Source organism: Streptomyces cinerochromogenes (assembly GCF_014648635.1).
Classification (GTDB): Bacteria; Actinomycetota; Actinomycetes; order Streptomycetales; family Streptomycetaceae; genus Streptomyces; species Streptomyces cinerochromogenes.
This window is the reverse complement of record NZ_BMRM01000023.1, coordinates 74,627-89,164: the sequence shown is the minus strand read 5'-3', so window position 1 is coordinate 89,164 and position 14,538 is coordinate 74,627. Positions and strand designations below refer to the sequence as shown.

Here is a 14,538-nt window from a genome sequence, read left to right as displayed (position 1 = left end):
CGATCCCCGTGATCTCGTACATCCTCCGCCGGACGTTCGCGGCAGTGATCCTGCTGCTGGTCGTCTCCGCGGTCACCTTTGCCATCTTCTTCCTGCTGCCGCGCCTCGCCGGCCAGACAGCGGACCAGCTGGCGCAGCAGTACATCGGCAAGAGCCCGTCGAAGGCGGACATCGCCGCGGTCAAGCACAACCTCGGTCTGGACCAGCCCGTCTACGTCCAGTACTGGCACTTCATCAAGGGGATCGTGGCCGGCGCCGACTACAGCATCGGCCCCACCACGGTGCACTGCGACGCGCCCTGCTTCGGCTACTCCTTCAAGAACCACCAGGCGGTGTGGCCGGAGCTCACCTCCCGCATCCCGATCACGCTCTCGCTCGCCGTGGGCGCCGCGGTGCTGTGGCTGCTCTCGGGTGTGGTGGCCGGTGTCATCTCCGCGCTGAAGCCGCGGTCGGTCTACGACCGGGCCTTCATGGGCGTCGCGCTCGCCGGCGTCTCGCTGCCCATGTTCTTCACGGGGAACCTGGCGCTCCTGCTCTTCACCGAACAGTTGCCGATCTTCGGCCGCGACTATGTGCCGTTCACCGAGAACCCCTCTCAGTGGGCCAACACTCTCTTCCCGGCCTGGTGCTCGCTCGCCCTGCTGTACTCCGCCATCTACGCGCGGCTGACCCGCTCGGGGATGCTGGAGACGATGAACGAGGACTTCATCCGCACGGCCCGCGCCAAGGGCCTGCGCGAGCGCAACGTCGTGGTCCGGCATGGTCTGCGCGCGGCCCTCACCCCGATCATCACCGTGTTCGGCATGGACGTCGGCCTTCTGCTCGGCGGCGCCGTGATCACCGAGTACGTGTTCTCGCTGCCCGGTGTCGGCCAGTACGCGGTGCAGGGCATCACCGACAACGACCTGCCCAAGATCCTCGGCGTGACCCTGCTCGCCGCCTTCTTCGTCGTGATCGCAAATCTTGTGGTGGACGTGCTCTACGCCGCCGCCGACCCGCGGGTGAGGCTCTCGTGACCGAACTCTCCAAGACCGGCGCGGCCGTGGGCGAGCCCACCCCCGCCAAGGCGCCCGAGGCGTTCCTGGAGGTCCGCGACCTCAAGGTGCACTTCCCGACCGACGACGGCCTGGTCAAGTCCGTCGACGGACTCAGCTTCTCGCTGGAGAAGGGCAGGACCCTCGCCATCGTGGGCGAGTCCGGCTCCGGCAAGTCGGTCACCTCGCAGGCCATCATGGGCCTGCACCGGCTCGGCACCCGCGGCAAGAACGTGCGGATGTCCGGCGAGATCTGGCTGGACGGCAAGGAACTGGTCTCCGCCGCCCCGGACGAGGTGCGCAAGCTCCGCGGCCGCGAGATGGCGATGATCTTCCAGGACCCGCTGTCCGCGATGCACCCCTACTACAAGGTCGGCGACCAGATCGTCGAGGCCTACCGGGTGCACCACAAGGTCAGCAAGAAGGTCGCCCGCGCGCGGGCCATCGAGATGCTCGACCGGGTCGGCATCCCCGAGCCGGCCAAGCGTGTCGACGGCTACCCGCACGAGTTCTCCGGCGGTATGCGCCAGCGCGCCATGATCGCCATGGCCCTGGTGAACAACCCAGAGCTGCTCATCGCCGACGAGCCGACCACCGCCCTCGACGTGACCGTCCAGGCGCAGATCCTCGACCTGATCCGGGACCTGCAGAAGGAGTTCGGCTCCGCGGTCATCATGATCACGCACGACCTCGGTGTGGTCGCCGAGATCGCCGACGACGTCCTCGTGATGTACGGCGGCCGGTGCGTGGAGCGCGGGCCGGCCGACGAGGTCTTCGACAAGCCGCAGCACCCCTACACCTGGGGTCTGCTCGGCTCGATGCCCCGCATCGACCGCGAGACCTCCGAGCGGCTCATCCCGGTCAAGGGCTCGCCGCCGAGCCTCATCAACGTCCCCTCGGGCTGCGCCTTCCACCCGCGCTGCCCGTACGCGGACATCCCCAAGGGGAACGTCACCCGCACGGTGCGCCCCGAGCTGGAGCTGGTGAGCACCGGGCACTGGTCCGCCTGCCACCTCTCGGCCGAGGACCGCCAGCGGATCTGGACCGAAGAGATTGCGCCCAAGCTGTGAGTGAGACCAAGAAGACGGACGAGGCCGCGATCCCTCAGCAGGCGTCGGCCTCCGAGGGCTCGGCGGACCGCGAGGTGCTGCTCAGGGTCGAGGGCCTGACCAAGCACTTCCCGATCAAGAAGGGCATCCTGCAGCGGCAGGTCGGCGCCGTGAAGGCCGTCGACGGCATCGACTTCGAGGTGCGCAAGGGCGAGACCCTGGGCGTGGTCGGCGAGTCGGGCTGCGGCAAGTCGACCATGGGCCGGGTCATCACCCGGCTCCAGGACCCGACGGGCGGGAAGATCACCTTCGAGGGCCGGGACATCACGCGGCTCAAGACCGGGCAGATGCGCCCGCTGCGCCGCGACATCCAGATGATCTTCCAGGACCCGTACGGCTCCCTGAACCCCCGGCACACCATCGGCTCGATCGTCTCGGCGCCCTTCCGGCTCCAGGGCGTCGAGCCCGAGGGCGGGGTGAAGAAGGAGGTCCAGCGGCTGCTGTCGCTGGTCGGCCTCAGCCCCGAGCACTACAACCGCTACCCGCACGAGTTCTCCGGCGGTCAGCGCCAGCGCATCGGCATCGCCCGCGCGCTCGCCCTGAAGCCGAAGCTGGTCGTGGCGGACGAGCCGGTCTCCGCGCTGGACGTGTCGATCCAGGCGCAGGTCGTGAACCTCATGGACGACCTCCAGGAGGAACTGGGCCTGACCTACGTGATCATCGCCCACGACCTCTCGGTGGTCCGGCACGTCTCGGACCGGATCGCGGTGATGTACCTCGGCAAGATCGTGGAGCTGGCCGACCGCACCTCGCTGTACGAGTCGCCGATGCACCCGTACACCAAGGCGCTGATGTCGGCGGTGCCGGTGCCGGACCCGAAGCGCCGGGGCCAGAAGAGCGAGCGCATCCTGCTCCGCGGCGACGTTCCCTCGCCGATCGCCCCGCCCTCCGGCTGCCGTTTCCACACGCGCTGCTGGAAGGCGACGGAGATCTGCAGGACGACCGAGCCCCAGCTGGTCGAGCTGCGGCCGGGCCAGCGGGTCGCCTGCCACCACCCCGAGAACTTCGCCGACCAGGCCCCGCAGGACACGGTCCTGCTGACGGCGGCGAAGGAGGCCTCGGAACTGGTCCCGGACGCGGTGGCCTCCGGAGGTTCGGCGGAGAAGGAGCCGGCGGCGAAGGAGGCTCCCGAGCCGGCGGAGGCCGTCGAGGCTTCCGAGGTGAAGGAGGCCGCTGAGGCTTCCGAGCCGGAGAAGGCTGCCGAGGCGCCCGTCGAGCCCACCGGGTCCTCCAAGACCGAAGAGGTTTCCGAGGCGTCGGAGACGGCTGCGGACGCCTCGGAGACCACGGAGACCACGGACGTCACGGAGACCACGGAAGAGGCCTCCGAGACCGCGGAAGCTGCGGAAGCCGCCGAGACGGCCGAGGCTCCGGAGGCCGCCGAGACCGCGGAGGCTCCGGAGGGCGCCGAGGCCGCCGAAGCGGTGGAGACCTCCGGCAAGAAGACCGGCCCCGGTGCGAAGACCACGAACGAGGCCGACACCGCCGGCAGCGCCGGTACCCAGGAGTCGACCGACAAGTAGCACATGACGACTGGGCAAAGTCATGTACATGCCTGAACGGGAGAGTGCAGAGTCGTCCGTGTCCGACCACTGATCGGCACGCTCGAAAGGGACGACTCATGTCACTCTCCCGTTCGGCACGTCTGGGGGCCGCGGCCACCGCGGCGGCCTCCTTCCTCGTCGTCGCCGCCTCCTCCGCCCCCACCCCGGGCGCCCCCGGCATCGGCGACCCCTACTTCCCGCAGCTCGGCAACGGCGGCTACGACGCCCGCCACTACGACCTCGACGTCGCCTACGCCCCGGACACCGGCCGCCTGGACGGCCGTACGACGCTCACGGCACGCGCCACCCAGAAGCTCTCCTCCTTCGATCTCGACCTGCAGCGCCTGGAGGTCACCGGCGTCCAGGTCGACGGCAGACGGGCGGAGTTCTCCCGTGACGGCGACGAGATGACCGTCACCCCGCGCCGGGCGCTGTCCGAGGGCCGTGTCTTCACCGTCTCCGTCACCTACGGCGGCGTGCCCGAACCGCTCGGCGGCCCCATCATCTTCGGTTCCGCGTACGGCTGGATGAAGACCGGCGACGGCGTCTTCGTCGCCTGCGAGCCCAACGCCGCCTCGACCTGGTTCCCGTCCAGCGACCACCCCGCCGACAAGGCCACCTACGACATCCGGATCAAGGCCCCGCGGGGCCTGACCGCCGTTTCCAACGGCCGGCTGGTGTCGACGTACGACAAGGGCGGCTCGACCTACACCCACTGGCGCGAGTCGAAGCCGATGGCGACCTACCTCGCCACCGCCACCATCGGGAAGTTCGACGTGCGCACCGGCCGCACCCCCGGCGGAATCCCCGTCTACGTCGCCGTCGACCCCGTGCTGAAGAACAGCGGCGGCGTCGACGTCTACGGCGTCACCGCCGCCGCCACCGACTACTGGTCGCAGGTCTTCGGGCCGTACCCCTTCGAGGAGACCGGTGCGATCGTGGACGACATGCCGCAGGCCGGGTTCTCGCTGGAGGTGCAGAGCAAGCCCGTCTACTCGGCCGTGCGCAACGAGACGACCATCGTGCACGAGCTGGCCCACCAGTGGTTCGGCGACTCGGTGAGCGTGGCGCGGTGGAAGGACACCTGGCTCAACGAGGGCTTCGCCACCTACGCCCAGTGGCTGTGGGCCGAGCACCAGGGCACCCGCTCCGCCCACGACTCCTTCCTCGCCGGGTACAACGCCCGCCCCGCCGACTCCGCCTTCTGGCAGACCGAGGTCGCCGACCCGCAGCGGGACACGATGTTCTCCTCCGCCGTCTACCAGCGTGGCGCGATGACGCTCCAGGTGCTGCGCGAGCGGATCGGCGACAAGGCCTTCTTCGAGCTGCTGCCCGCCTGGACGCGGCTCCACCGGTACGGCAACGCGGACACCGACGACTTCGTCCGCCTCGCCGAGCGGGTGAGCGGGCGGCGGCTGGACGATCTCTTCGGCACCTGGCTGTTCACCACAGGGAAGCCCGCCCTGTGAGCCTGGCTTTGTAAGGTTCACGCCCCGCGACAGGTGAGAATGTCAGGGTGCAGCTCCAGCAACTCTTCAGTCCCTCCGTCCAGCACACGCTCGATGTGATCGGCATCTTCGTGTTCGCGATCTCCGGCGCCCTGCTGGCGGTACGGAAGAACTTCGACGTCTTCGGTATCGCCGTGCTCGCCGAGGTCACCGCGCTGGGCGGCGGGCTGTTCCGCGACCTGGTCATCGGGGCCGTGCCCCCGGCCGCCTTCACCGACCTGGGGTACTTCGTCACCCCGCTGCTCGCCACGCTCGTCGTCTTCTTCCTGCACCCGCACGTCGAGCGCATCCAGGCGGCGGTGCTGGTCTTCGACGCGGCCGGCCTCGGCCTGTTCTGCGTCAGCGGTACGACGAAGGCGTACAGCTTCGGCCTCGGCCTGACCGCGTCGGCGACGCTGGGCCTCGCCACCGCCGTCGGCGGCGGTGTCCTGCGGGACGTGCTGGCCAACGAGGTGCCCTCGCTGCTGCGCTGGGACCGCGACCTCTACGCGGTCCCGGCGATCGTCGGCGCCACGATGGTCGTGCTGTGCATCCGCTACGACGCCCTCACCCCGTTCACCAGCGGGCTCGCGGTCGTCACGGCTTTCGTGCTGCGCCTGCTCGCGATGCGGTACCACTGGCGAGCGCCGCGCGCGTGGAACCGCCGGTCGACGGTGACCGAGGAGTAGCCCCGGGAGTTCCCGGCGCGGTTCCGGGAGTTCCGGGAGCGGTCCCGGCGACGGAGGTGTCGCGCCCCTTGGCCTGGCTCTCGCCCATCTGGAGGGTCAGCCAGCGGAAGACGGTGTCCACCTGCGGGCGCCACAGCGCCATGGTGTGACCGCCCGCGCTGCGCGGCAGGAACACCACCCGCACGGTGGTCGGCGCCTTGGCGGCCGCCTCCAGGGCCAGGCCCGCCTGGTAGCCGTCGCCGGACTGGCCGGAGAGGTACAGCGCGACCGGGGGCGGGGCGGCGGCCTTCCGCAGCATCAGGTAGGGGTTGTTCGCGGCACGCAGGGCGGGGGTCTGCGCGGCGAGCGAGTTGCGCTCGCCGATCGGGTCGTTGTAGCCGGACATGCTCACCGCGGCCCGGTACCGGTCGGGGTGGGCCACGGCCAGCTTGACCGCGCAGTGCGCGCCCGCCGAGTACCCGGCCACCGCCCAGCCCCGGGGGGCCGGCTCGGCCCGGAAGTTGTCCGTGACCATCTTCGGGACGTCGATGCTGAGCCAGGTGTCGGCGTTGACCTGGCCCGGGATGTTGGCGCAGCCGGTGTCGACGCCGGCCAGCAGGTTGGTGCGCGGGGCGACGAGGATGAACGGCGCCACCCGGCCGCTGCGCATCAGCGGCAGCAGCTGCTCGTGGGCCTTCAGCGAGCCGAACCACGCCTTGGCGGAGCCGGGGTAGCCCGGCAGCACCTCCACCACCGGGAACTTCCTGTGCCGGTAGGCCGGGTCGTCGTACTGCGGCGGCAGCCAGACGTAGACCTCGGCGTTCACGCCGGAGACCCGGCCCCTGAGCTGGGTGACGCGCACCCCGCCGGCCGCGCGCATGCCGGGTCCCTGGGCCTGCCTGAAGGTCTGGCGCACCTTGGGCAATCGTTTCACCGAGATCCCGCCGGTGCCGTCCCGGCCGAGGTCGGCGGCCTGCTGGACGTGGTCGCCGGTGCCGAGCAGGTCGGCCCAGTTGTCGTACAGGTTGTTCTGGTTGTTGACCAGCACGAAGACCAGCGTGACGGCCGTGCCCTGGGCGAACAGCAGCATCAGCACCCGGGCCGCCGCGCGCAGCGGCCTGGGTCCGCGCATCCGTGACCACAGGACGAGCGGCAGGAACAGGGCGACCACGGACAGCACGACGGTCGTGTAGAGGAACGGGGTCCCGGTGAGGCTCATGTCCCCTTAGAGGGAGAACGGGGGCCCGGGGTTGAGGACGAGTCCGGACACTTACCGAGAAATTGCCGGACCCTCACCTGACGGCCGGTGTCCGCCCCGTCCAAGCGAGAAAAGCTACCGCTTAGTAGTTTCCTGCTGTACCGTTCAGCCATGCCAGAAGCAGCTTCCGTCCCCGCCGCCCCGGCCCTGATCGGCGACAGCGAATTCGACCGCGACACCGCGGTCACCCGGCGCGAGCCCGGCGTCTACGACATCGACCTCTCGGCCGGCTGGACCATCATCAGCGCCGTCAACGGCGGCTATCTGCTGGCCGTGCTCGGCCGGGCCCTCGCGGACACCCTGCCGCACCCGGACCCGTTCACCGTCTCCGCGCACTACCTGACCGCCTCGCAGCCCGGCCCGGCGGTCGTCCGCACCGAGACCGTGCGCACCGGCCGCACCCTCTCCACCGGCCAGGCCTCGCTCTACCAGTACGACGGCGAGGGCAACGAGGTCGAACGCATCCGCGTCCTCGCCTCCTACGGCGACCTCGCCGCCCTCCCCGACGACGTCCGTACGACGGCCACCCCGCCCGCGATCCCGCCGCTGGAGCAGTGCTTCGGCCCGGAGGACGGGCCGGCCCCGGTCGACGGCAGCTCCGCCATCGCCGACCGGCTGATGCTCAAGCTGGACCCCGCGACCCTCGGCTGGGCGCTCGGCGCGCCCTCCGGCAGGGGCGAGATGCGCGCCTGGTTCGGCCTCGCCGACGGCCGTGACGCCGACCCGCTCTCGCTGCTCCTCGCCGTGGACGCCCTCCCGCCCACCGCCTTCGAGATCGGCCTGAAGGGCTGGGTCCCGACGGTGGAGCTCACCGTCCACGTCCGCCACCGCCCGGCCCCGGGCCCGCTGCGGGTGGCGATCACCACCCGCAACCTGGCCGGCGGCTTCCTGGAGGAGGACGCCGAGGTCTGGGACAGCGAGGACCGGCTGGTCGCCCAGTCGCGCCAGCTGGCCCGCGTCAGGCTCGGCTGAGCGGCTCGCGGCCCAGCCAGGCCGCCAGCTCCTCGTGGACGCCGGCCCCGTCCGGCGTCTCGCGACGGGCGGCGAAGGGCGTCGTTGCGTCGCGGGGGCGGGAGTCCGGCAGCACCGCGCGGGCCGTGGCGAGCGCGAACCCGGCCAGCTCCGGGTCGAGTCCGTCCCGGTGGCCGATCGCCTCGGCGAGGTCCCAGGTGTGCGTGACGATCTCCATGACGTAGCCCGAGAGCGCCGCGTGGCCGGGGACCTCGCCCCAGGGCACCCGCACCGGCGTCGTCATCCGCTCGTCGCTCTCCCAGGCCTTCAGGACCCGGACCCGCACCTCGTCGTAGGCCGCGGCCCAGCCGTCGTCCGCGACCCCCTCGGCGGACGGGTCCACGGCGAGTCCGTCGCCGCCCTCGCCGACCACCGCGATCCGCCGGGTGCCGCCGACGATGTGGCCCAGCAGCCCGCGTACGTCGAACTCGCTGCAGGGGGTCGGCCGGTCCATGTCCTCCGGCCGTACGGTCTTGATCAGGGCGGCCGCCTGTTCGGTGGCGCGGACGTAGAAGGGGCGCGGGTCGATGAACTCGGTGCCGGTCATGGTCTGTCTCTCCCGTGGTGGTGCTCGTGGTCGGTGAGGAGAGGATGCGCGGATAACCTGACACCTCCCGTCAACATTTGCGCGGCACTCGACGGCGGCGCGATCCTGGGCGCGTGAAATCCGACCGGCTCCTGTCGATCCTGCTGCTCCTGCAGACCCGGGGCCGCGTCCCCGCCCCCGAACTCGCCGACCGGCTGGAGGTGTCGGTCCGCACCATCTACCGGGACGTCGAGGCGCTGTCCGCCGCGGGGGTCCCGGTGTACGCCGAGCGCGGCCGGCACGGCGGCATCGAACTCCTCCCCGGTTTCCGCACCGACGTGACGGGGCTGACCGCCGACGAGTCCCGGGCCCTGTTCATCCTGGCCGCCCAGGGCGCCCATGCGGCGCTCGGGCTGGACGCGGCCCTCGGCTCGGCCCTGCGGAAGGTGATGGCCGCGCTCCCGGCGCCGCACCGGCCCGCCGCCGAGGTGACCAGCCGTCGCATCCTGGTCGACGCCACCCGCTGGAAGAGCGGCCCGCAGCAGGCCGTCGACCTGGAGGTGCTCCAGGACGCGGTCTTCTCCGACCGGCGCCTCGGGCTCCGCTACCGGCACAGCGGGCAGCGCGAGCCGCGGTCGTACACCGTGGATCCCTACGGCCTCGTCGCCAAGGCCGGCATCTGGTACCTGGTCGCCGACCGGCGCGGCCTGCCCCGGCTGTTCCGCGCCGACCGGATCCGCTCGGCCCGGCCGCTGGACGAGCCCGTACGGCGCCGGCCCGGAGTCGAACTCGCCGACGCCTGGGAGGAGTTGCGCCGGCAGGTGGAGGAGCGGGAGAACCCGGTCGAGGTCACCGTGCGGGTCCGGCGGGAGCGGCTCGACCTGTTCCAGCGGCTGGTCGCCGCCCAGCTGACGGCCCTGCCCGACGACACCGGCACGGGCGAGTGGGCCACCGCGCGGCTGGCCTACCCGAACCTCCGCGCGGTTCGGCAACTCCTCGGACTCTCCGACCAGGTGGAGGTCCTGGACCCGCCCGAGGCGCGCGCGGAACTGCTGGCGGCGGTGCGTTCGGTCGCGGCGCTGTACGAGGGGGCCGCCGGCCGCGCGCGGCTCGGGTGACTCGTCCTCCTCCTGCTCCTCCGGCAGCGGTGGGCGGTGGCTGCGGCGCTCCGGCGGGAGCCCGGCAGGGCCGGGAGGCGGCTCAGTCGAGCCAGTGGCTGCGGCCGATGCTGATGAGCCGCAGCTGGCGGGTGGCGAGCTGCGTCACCCGCTCCCGCTCCTCCTCCGGGGCCTCCAGTGCCTCCAGGAACAGGGAGGCGGTGACGAGCATCTGGTCGACGTAGAGGTGCGCGAGCATCAGCAGGTCGTCGTCGCTCCAGCCGGCCGCCTCGGGGTCCTTGGCCAGCTCGGTCTTCACCTCCTCGGCGAACCGGGCCAGCTGCGCCCGGATGGCCTCGCGTACCGGCTGGACCCCGCCGTGCCGTTCCCGGGCGATAAAACGGACATGTGCGGGGTACGCGTCTACATGACGGGCGATCAACTCGATGGCACGCGTGATGCGTTCCTCGCTGTCGCCCGTGGTGGACACCGTCGTCCGCACCATCGGATGCAGGCTGCCCAGCGCCTCGTCGACCAGGGCCACACCGAGGTCGGCGGTCGAGCGGAAGTGCCGGTAGAAGGCGGTCGGGGCGACCCCGACGGCCCGGGTGACCTCACGCAGGCCGAGACTGCTCAGGCTCTGCTCCTCGAGCAGGGCGAGGGCCGCGTCGAGGAACGCCTGCCGGGTCTTCTGCTTCTGGGCCTGCCGGATGCCGAGGGTGTGACTCATGTCATCCAGTTAACAACTGTTCTCTGGAATTTTAAAGCCACCGGGAGCGCTAGACTCGAAGTCAGTGAACAACTGTTACTACAACTGTTCACCGAAACTTCACACCGGCTGAAACACGAGGCACCAAGGAGGGGGGATCCGATCCCATGCTGTTCCTCGTCGCCGCGCTCATGCTGCTCGGAGTCGTGCTGGGCACCGTCGCCCACGCACCGCTGACCGTCACCGCCGTCCTGGCCGCCGTCATCGCCGTCTGGCTCGGCGTCTTCGCGATCCGCGAACGCCACGGGCGTCGCCGCCGCACCTCGACGAACTGACCGCGGGCAGGACCCGAGACCCAGGGACCACGGACCCAAGGAGCTGAGCACCATGCAACTCACCGCACCGGCCGACGGCCGCACCGACACCCGCCCGCGCACCCGCGACGCCGACGGCATGGCCGTCGCGTCCTTCATCCTCGGCCTCCTCGGCCTGCTCGTCCTCAACCTCTTCCTCGGCCCGGTCGCCATCGTCCTCGCCGCGGTCTCCCTCTGGCGCGGCACCACCCGCCGCGGCCGCGCCTACCTGGGCCTCGCCCTCGGCGTCGCCGACCTGGCGGTCCTCATCGCGGCCATGCAGATCTCGGGCACGGTCTCCTGGAGCCTGTGACCGGCGACGGGCCCCGAGGACGACGGGGCAACCGCGCGACCCGCCGCGGGCGACCGGGCGAAGACCGCCGCCCTCCCGCAGGTGGCCGGGCCGCACCGCCGCGACCGCCGTACCGCCGTGGGCAGTCATTGCGCATCGCGGAACAGGTGGACACGGCAGGCAGTGCCGGGTGCCTCGCCACCCAGCCCGGGTGCAGTCGGCCCAGGGCGCCCGAAGACCCGCCCGCACCCGATCCCGGCCGCCGCCGACCACAGGGATCCGGCGCCGTAGAATCGGCGTCACCATGGCTTACCTCGACCACGCCGCGACCACCCCGATGCTCCCGGAGGCGGCAGAGGCATTCACCGCCCAGTTGAGCATCACGGGCAACGCCTCCTCCCTCCACGCGTCCGGCCGCCAGGCCCGCCGTACGGTCGAGGAAGCCCGCGAGACCCTCGCCGAAGCGCTCGGCGCCCGCCCCAGCGAGGTCGTCTTCACCTCGGGCGGCACCGAGGCCGACAACCTGGCCGTCAAGGGCCTGTACTGGTCCCGCCGCTCCGCCGACCCGGCCCGCACCCGCGTCCTCGCCAGCCCCGTCGAGCACCACGCCGTCCTGGACGCCGTGCACTGGCTCGGCGAGCAGGAGGGCGCCACCGTGGAGTACCTCCCCGTCGACTCCTACGGCCGCGTCCACCCCGACGCGCTGCGCGAGGCCATCGCCCGCAACCCCGACGACGTCGCCCTGGCCACCGTGATGTGGGCCAACAACGAGATCGGCACGGTCATGCCGGTCCGCGAACTCGCCGACGTCGCCGCCGAGTTCGGTGTCCCGCTGCACGCCGACGCGGTCCAGGCCTTCGGTCAGGTCCCGGTCCACTTCGAGGCCTCGGGCCTCGCCGCCATGACCGTCTCCGGCCACAAGATCGGCGGTCCGTACGGCATCGGCGCCCTGCTCCTCGGCCGTGAGTACACCCCCGTACCCGTCCTGCACGGCGGCGGCCAGGAGCGGCACGTACGCTCCGGCACGCTCGACGTCCCGGCCATCGCCTCCTTCGCCGTCGCCGGCCGGCTCGCCGCCGAGCACCGCGAGTGGTTCGCGCGGGAGATCGGCGCCCTGCGCGACCAGCTGGTCGACGCCGTCCGTACGGCCGTACCGGACGCGCTGCTCGGCGGCGACCCGGCACCCGAGGGCCGGCTCCCGGCCAACGCGCACTTCACCTTCCCCGGCTGCGAGGGCGACTCCCTGCTGCTCCTGCTGGACGCCCAGGGCATCGAGTGCTCCACCGGCTCCGCCTGCACCGCGGGCGTCGCCCAGCCCAGCCACGTCCTCCTCGCCACCGGCGCCGACCCCGAGCTGGCCCGGGGCACCCTGCGCTTCTCCCTGGGCCACACCTCCACCGAGGACGACGTCGAGGCCGTGGCGAAGGCGATCGGCCCGGCGGTCGAACGCGCCCGGGCGGCGGGCCTCACCTAGCCACCCGCTCACCGGCGCCCACCCGGCCCCGGGCGTTCACCCGGCCGCGGTGCTCACCCCGCAGCGGAGGCTCTGGCCCGTTCGGCGCGGACCAGGCGTATGTACCGGTCCCAGTCCCAGAACCGCCCCGGGTCCGTGTGGTCCGTGCCCGGCACCTCCACGTGCCCGATGATGTGCTCCCGGTCCACGGGTATCCCGTACCGCCCGCATATCGCCGCCGTCAGCCGGGCGGAGGCCGCGTACATCGCGTCCGTGAACGACGCGGCGTCCTCCACGAAACCCTCGTGCTCGATGCCGACGCTGCGTTCGTTGTACTCGCGGTTGCCCGCGTGGAAGGCGACGTCCAGCTCGCGGATCAGCTGGGTGATCCGCCCGTCCTTGCGCACGATGTAGTGCGCCGCGGCGCCGTGCGCGGGGTCCTGGAACACCTTCACCGCCGACGCGTAGCCACCCTGGGTGACATGAACGACCACCCGGTCCACCCGGTAGTCGGACGGCCGGTCCGCCCGGCGGTAGTTCGCCGCCGAGGCCGCCACCCAGCGCGCACCCCGGAAGTCCACCGCGCCCGCCACCCGCGGCCTGTCCACCCCGGGCAGCCGCCACCACAGCCGGGACAGCTCCTCCCGGGCCAGCACCGCCGTGCCCACGGCCGCCGCGAGGCCGCCCGCCAGCAGGGCCCGCCGCCCCAGCCGCCGGTCCCCGTCGCCCGCCGGCGACCCCGTGGTCGCCCCAGTCGTCGCCCCCATGTGATCGTCAACGGATATCCGGCCGTCCGGGTTCCCGCGCCCCCGTACTCTGGAAGGGTTATGACTGACACCCCGCAGCGCACCCGCCCCCTCCGCGTCCTCGCCGCCATGTCCGGCGGGGTCGACTCCGCCGTCGCCGCCGCGCGGGCCGCGGAAGCAGGCCACGACGTCACCGGCGTCCACCTCGCGCTCTCAGCGAACCCGCAGTCCTTCCGAACCGGCGCGCGGGGCTGTTGCACGATCGAGGACTCGCGCGACGCCCGTCGCGCCGCCGACGTCATCGGCATCCCGTTCTACGTCTGGGACCTCGCCGACCGCTTCCGCGAGGACGTGGTCGAGGACTTCATCGCCGAGTACGAGGCCGGCCGCACCCCGAACCCGTGCCTGCGCTGCAACGAGAAGATCAAGTTCGCCGCGCTGCTGGACAAGGCGCTGGCCCTCGGCTTCGACGCCGTCTGCACCGGGCACTACGCCAAGGTGATCGTGAACGCGGACGGCTCCCGCGAACTGCACCGCGCCTCCGACATGGCGAAGGACCAGTCGTACGTCCTGGGCGTGCTGGACGAGAAGCAGCTCGCGCACGCGATGTTCCCGCTCGGCGACACGGTCACCACCAAGGAGGAGATCCGCGCGGAGGCCGAGCGCCGGGGCCTGGCCGTGGCCAAGAAGCCCGACTCGCACGACATCTGCTTCATCGCCGACGGCGACACCCAGGGCTTCCTGGCCAAGCGCCTCGGCAAGGCCGAGGGCGACATCGTGGACGAGTCCGGCACCCGGCTGGGCACCCACGAGGGCGCGTACGGCTTCACCATCGGCCAGCGCAAGGGCCTGCGGATCGGCACCCCGGCCCCCGACGGCAAGCCGCGCTACGTGCTCGACATCTCCCCGGTCACCAACACGGTCACCGTCGGCCCCGCCGCCGCCCTGGACGTCACCGCCCTCACCGCGATCAAGCCCCGCTGGTGCGGCACCGCCCCCACCGGCCCCGGCACCTACACCGCCCAGCTGCGCGCCCACGGCGGCGAGACCGAGGTGACCGCCGAGCCGGTCGACGGCGAGCTGCGGGTGACCTTCACCGAACCGGTCCGCGGCGTCGCCCCCGGCCAGGCGATCGTGCTGTACGACGGCACGCGCGTGGTGGGTTCGGCGACGATCGCGTCCACCACGCGCGCGACGGCGGCGGTCTGAGCCGTCCGGGGCCGCCCGCGCGACGGCGGCGGTCTGAGCCGT

Annotated in this window: 15 protein-coding genes; 11 read left to right on the top strand and 4 right to left on the bottom strand. The window is 72.0% G+C overall.

What is annotated here, in order from left to right:
• The first annotated feature begins 8 nt into the window (after positions 1 to 8).
• The 5 genes from IEZ20_RS34205 to IEZ20_RS34185 all read left to right on the top strand — a co-directional run bounded on the left by IEZ20_RS34205 (position 9) and on the right by IEZ20_RS34185 (position 5,863).
• A complete protein-coding gene (locus IEZ20_RS34205) occupies positions 9 to 1,016 on the top strand; it encodes an ABC transporter permease (protein ID WP_189305976.1) in 1,008 nt (335 codons plus the stop codon).
• Entirely contained in the window at positions 1,013 to 2,104 is a 1,092-nt protein-coding gene (locus IEZ20_RS34200; protein WP_189305974.1) for an ABC transporter ATP-binding protein, read from the top strand. The genes IEZ20_RS34205 and IEZ20_RS34200 overlap by 4 nt, the downstream gene beginning before the upstream one ends.
• Positions 2,101 to 3,666 (top strand): ABC transporter ATP-binding protein, encoded by a 1,566-nt coding sequence (locus tag IEZ20_RS34195; RefSeq protein ID WP_189305972.1) that lies wholly within the window; start codon positions 2,101 to 2,103, stop codon positions 3,664 to 3,666. The genes IEZ20_RS34200 and IEZ20_RS34195 overlap by 4 nt, the downstream gene beginning before the upstream one ends.
• 98 nt (positions 3,667 to 3,764) lie before the next feature.
• Complete coding sequence (locus IEZ20_RS34190) at positions 3,765 to 5,156, top strand: M1 family metallopeptidase (protein ID WP_189305970.1); 1,392 nt, start codon at positions 3,765 to 3,767, stop codon at positions 5,154 to 5,156.
• A gap of 47 nt (positions 5,157 to 5,203) precedes the next feature.
• Positions 5,204 to 5,863 carry a trimeric intracellular cation channel family protein gene (locus IEZ20_RS34185; RefSeq protein ID WP_189305968.1) on the top strand — a complete coding sequence of 220 codons (660 nt, stop codon included), beginning with the start codon at positions 5,204 to 5,206 and terminating at the stop codon, positions 5,861 to 5,863.
• Here IEZ20_RS34185 and IEZ20_RS34180 read toward each other — a convergent pair.
• Positions 5,772 to 7,061 (bottom strand): alpha/beta hydrolase, encoded by a 1,290-nt coding sequence (locus IEZ20_RS34180; RefSeq protein ID WP_189305966.1) that lies wholly within the window; start codon positions 7,059 to 7,061, stop codon positions 5,772 to 5,774. The two genes, IEZ20_RS34185 and IEZ20_RS34180, sit on opposite strands and share 92 nt — an antisense overlap.
• Before the next feature lie 150 nt (positions 7,062 to 7,211).
• Between IEZ20_RS34180 and IEZ20_RS34175 the strand changes: the two genes are divergently transcribed.
• Entirely contained in the window at positions 7,212 to 8,072 is an 861-nt protein-coding gene (locus IEZ20_RS34175; RefSeq protein ID WP_189305964.1) for a thioesterase family protein, read from the top strand.
• On the opposite strand, the gene IEZ20_RS34170 is transcribed toward IEZ20_RS34175, so the two are convergent.
• Positions 8,059 to 8,658, bottom strand: coding sequence for a TIGR03086 family metal-binding protein (locus tag IEZ20_RS34170; RefSeq protein ID WP_189305962.1), 600 nt, complete (start codon positions 8,656 to 8,658; stop codon positions 8,059 to 8,061). The two genes, IEZ20_RS34175 and IEZ20_RS34170, sit on opposite strands and share 14 nt — an antisense overlap.
• A gap of 113 nt (positions 8,659 to 8,771) precedes the next feature.
• Between IEZ20_RS34170 and IEZ20_RS34165 the strand changes: the two genes are divergently transcribed.
• On the top strand, positions 8,772 to 9,755 hold the full coding sequence (locus tag IEZ20_RS34165) for a helix-turn-helix transcriptional regulator (protein WP_189305960.1): 984 nt from the start codon (positions 8,772 to 8,774) through the stop codon (positions 9,753 to 9,755).
• 82 nt (positions 9,756 to 9,837) lie between these two features.
• On the opposite strand, the gene IEZ20_RS34160 is transcribed toward IEZ20_RS34165, so the two are convergent.
• A complete protein-coding gene (locus IEZ20_RS34160) occupies positions 9,838 to 10,464 on the bottom strand; it encodes a TetR family transcriptional regulator (RefSeq protein WP_189305959.1) in 627 nt (208 codons plus the stop codon).
• A gap of 146 nt (positions 10,465 to 10,610) precedes the next feature.
• Here IEZ20_RS34160 and IEZ20_RS34155 point away from each other — a divergent pair, with 146 nt between their 5' ends.
• The 3 genes from IEZ20_RS34155 to IEZ20_RS34145 all read left to right on the top strand — a co-directional run bounded on the left by IEZ20_RS34155 (position 10,611) and on the right by IEZ20_RS34145 (position 12,562).
• The gene (locus IEZ20_RS34155; protein WP_189305957.1) at positions 10,611 to 10,778 is read left to right on the top strand and encodes a hypothetical protein; all 168 of its coding nucleotides are present in this window, start codon (positions 10,611 to 10,613) and stop codon (positions 10,776 to 10,778) included.
• A 52-nt stretch (positions 10,779 to 10,830) separates the two neighbouring features.
• A complete protein-coding gene (locus IEZ20_RS34150) occupies positions 10,831 to 11,109 on the top strand; it encodes a DUF4190 domain-containing protein (protein WP_189305955.1) in 279 nt (92 codons plus the stop codon).
• Positions 11,110 to 11,392: 283 nt separating this feature from the next.
• A complete protein-coding gene (locus IEZ20_RS34145; RefSeq protein ID WP_189305952.1) occupies positions 11,393 to 12,562 on the top strand; it encodes a cysteine desulfurase family protein in 1,170 nt (389 codons plus the stop codon).
• A 53-nt stretch (positions 12,563 to 12,615) separates the two neighbouring features.
• On the opposite strand, the gene IEZ20_RS34140 is transcribed toward IEZ20_RS34145, so the two are convergent.
• The gene (locus IEZ20_RS34140; protein WP_189305950.1) at positions 12,616 to 13,308 is read right to left on the bottom strand and encodes an N-acetylmuramoyl-L-alanine amidase; all 693 of its coding nucleotides are present in this window, start codon (positions 13,306 to 13,308) and stop codon (positions 12,616 to 12,618) included.
• Between the two features lie 60 nt (positions 13,309 to 13,368).
• On the opposite strand from IEZ20_RS34140, the gene mnmA reads away from it, so the two are divergent.
• Positions 13,369 to 14,496 carry a tRNA 2-thiouridine(34) synthase MnmA gene (gene mnmA / locus IEZ20_RS34135; RefSeq protein WP_189305948.1) on the top strand — a complete coding sequence of 376 codons (1,128 nt, stop codon included), beginning with the start codon at positions 13,369 to 13,371 and terminating at the stop codon, positions 14,494 to 14,496.
• Positions 14,497 to 14,538 lie beyond the last annotated feature (42 nt).

Coding starts and splice junctions, on each gene's coding strand:
- IEZ20_RS34190 (WP_189305970.1), top strand. CDS start 3,765: ATGTCACTCTCCCGTTCGGCACGTCTGGGGGCCGCGGCCACCGCGGCG.
- IEZ20_RS34180 (WP_189305966.1), bottom strand. CDS start 7,061: ATGAGCCTCACCGGGACCCCGTTCCTCTACACGACCGTCGTGCTGTCC.
- IEZ20_RS34175 (WP_189305964.1), top strand. CDS start 7,212: ATGCCAGAAGCAGCTTCCGTCCCCGCCGCCCCGGCCCTGATCGGCGAC.
- IEZ20_RS34170 (WP_189305962.1), bottom strand. CDS start 8,658: ATGACCGGCACCGAGTTCATCGACCCGCGCCCCTTCTACGTCCGCGCC.
- IEZ20_RS34160 (WP_189305959.1), bottom strand. CDS start 10,464: ATGAGTCACACCCTCGGCATCCGGCAGGCCCAGAAGCAGAAGACCCGG.
- IEZ20_RS34155 (WP_189305957.1), top strand. CDS start 10,611: ATGCTGTTCCTCGTCGCCGCGCTCATGCTGCTCGGAGTCGTGCTGGGC.
- IEZ20_RS34150 (WP_189305955.1), top strand. CDS start 10,831: ATGCAACTCACCGCACCGGCCGACGGCCGCACCGACACCCGCCCGCGC.
- IEZ20_RS34145 (WP_189305952.1), top strand. CDS start 11,393: ATGGCTTACCTCGACCACGCCGCGACCACCCCGATGCTCCCGGAGGCG.
- IEZ20_RS34140 (WP_189305950.1), bottom strand. CDS start 13,308: ATGGGGGCGACGACTGGGGCGACCACGGGGTCGCCGGCGGGCGACGGG.
- mnmA (WP_189305948.1), top strand. CDS start 13,369: ATGACTGACACCCCGCAGCGCACCCGCCCCCTCCGCGTCCTCGCCGCC.